At 57.0% G+C, this 2,018-nt stretch carries 1 protein-coding gene; it reads right to left on the bottom strand.

Annotated elements, in window-relative coordinates:
- On the bottom strand, positions 1-2,018 hold a 2,018-nt coding region (locus ABJK56_RS16050; RefSeq protein WP_347245687.1), incomplete at both ends, for a helicase-related protein.

The following is a 2,018-nucleotide window of genomic DNA, read 5'->3' as shown; positions in this document are numbered from 1 at the left end:
GAGATCTCAAAAAAGTGTATGCAGTAGGGTTCTCTGCACAAAGGGTCGATGAAGACACCCACACCTCCGATCAACCCCGCCAGGCGCTCATTGAGCTTCTCGTCCACTGCTGCATAGAGGGGATGTCCAGGCCCCATCAGTACAGCGTCAACGTGAGCGTCCTGTTCAAGGTGGTGTTTGTGGAAGGTGATCTTGTGATAGGACGATTCGGCTTTTCCGATCTTCTGGACGGAGCGGAGACGTTCAGAGCGAAGATCTGCAAGGACGTGCTCGACGCGCCACAACCCGTCGGCCCTCGGCTCAACCCGGAGGCCCACTTCCCGAGCAGCAGCGACGAACTGCGCTTCCACATACCGGGGCATCAGCCGCCGTTCCTCAACCTCGAGGTTACGGCGCTGGAATGCTGAAAAATCTACGTGGCTACGAGCGAGGGCAATGCCCGTGGCTTCCTCGTATTCTTTGAGCTTGGCCGGATTGATGCGGTCAATCTGATCGAGGTACTCATCGAGCCGTCTGGGATCATAAGCCGCGTCGCGAAGCATCTCCGGGAGGTTGACGTCATTCAGCGAAAGCACCTCGCCAATGACATCGAAGACGCGGCCTTCGAGGGCCTCGTTCATCTGGTCCAGCTTTTCCAGACGGCGATGGAGAATGCGTCCCTCCACGATGGGCTGTCCGTCCTCTGAGTCCGTGGCCACGAAGTTGAAAACGTAAACATCCCGGTCCTGACCGATGCGGTGAATACGGCCCAGTCGTTGCTCCAGCCGGGTCGGGTTCCAGGGCATGTCGTAATTGATCATGAGGTGGCAGAACTGGAGGTTGATCCCTTCGCCGGCGGCTTCTGTCGCTATGCAAACCTGCGCCCCGGTTCTGAACACCTCCTGAGCTCGCTTGCGTTCATGGGGGTTCATGCCGCCGTGGATTTCGCACGTGGAGAAACCCCATCGCTCAAGACGATCGCGCACATAGTCGAGGGTATCTCGGTGTTCCGTGAAAATCAGGAGCTTTCCCCGGCCATCCTTCAGGTCTATAAACTGCGCTTCGCCGAGGCACTTCTTCAATGCGGCCAGCTTGGAATCGTTCGCGTTTTCCCGAACCCTTCGCGCCTGCTCGACGAGCTCCTTGAGGGCGGAGATTTCGGCGCGCAACTGTTCAAGTTCCCGCGCAGCCGTGTACTCGTCCACCAATTGATCACGTACCGCATCGTCAAGATCGTCTTCGTCCTGCTCGGCATCCGGCAGGCGACCCTGCAAAGCAGCCAGCCGTTTGGCTCGCTGGGCCGGGGTGAGCCCCTCAAGCTCTTCCAGGAGATCTTCCTGCTTTTTCAACCGCCGCTTGAGAGACTCTTGAATAGCGCAGGTTGAGCTCACCAATCTGCGTTGCAGAACTGTTCGGGTCAGCGCTGCGGAGGAATGTCTTTGTCCGGTCTGCTGCGGGATAAACTCGTTGATGTAAGCGGTAACGCTCTTGTAAAGGGCGTACTCGTCGTTGTTCAGGCAGAAAGTGACGGTTTTAGCATGCCGGTCCGGGAAAAGACTATTGCCGTGGTCTTCTCTAATGTCCTCCTTTAGACGGCGCAGGCACCAGGGGGAGTTTTTCCCCAGCCGAAAGATGTTTTGCCGGATCTCGATAGACTGTTTTCCCAGGCGGTGCGGTTCCGGGAACAGATCAGGATCAATGAGCCGAAGGAAATGAGCAAACCTGTCTTGGTCTCCGTGATGCGGCGTGGCGGTAAGGAGCAACATGTGATCCGCCGCCTCGGAAAGTCGCTTCGCGAGCTGATATCGCTTGGTCTCGGCCACATCATCGTTGCGGTTGCTTCGGGACTTCGTATACGCCGAACACTTATGGGCTTCGTCGATGATGACGAGGTCCCATCGCTGTCGCCAGACACGTTCGCGCACGCCTTCCTGCTTGGCATAGTCAATGGAAGCGATGATCTGTGAAAACCTCTGCCATGGATCGGTCAATTGCTGTTGATCAACCGCGGAAAAGATAATGTCGAAAGGCTCGCCGAA

This window comes from Thermogutta sp. (genome assembly GCF_039793925.1).
Taxonomy (GTDB): Bacteria; Planctomycetota; Planctomycetia; order Pirellulales; family Thermoguttaceae; genus Thermogutta.
Note: the sequence above shows the minus strand (reverse complement) of the source record. Positions and strands in the feature narration are given on the sequence as shown.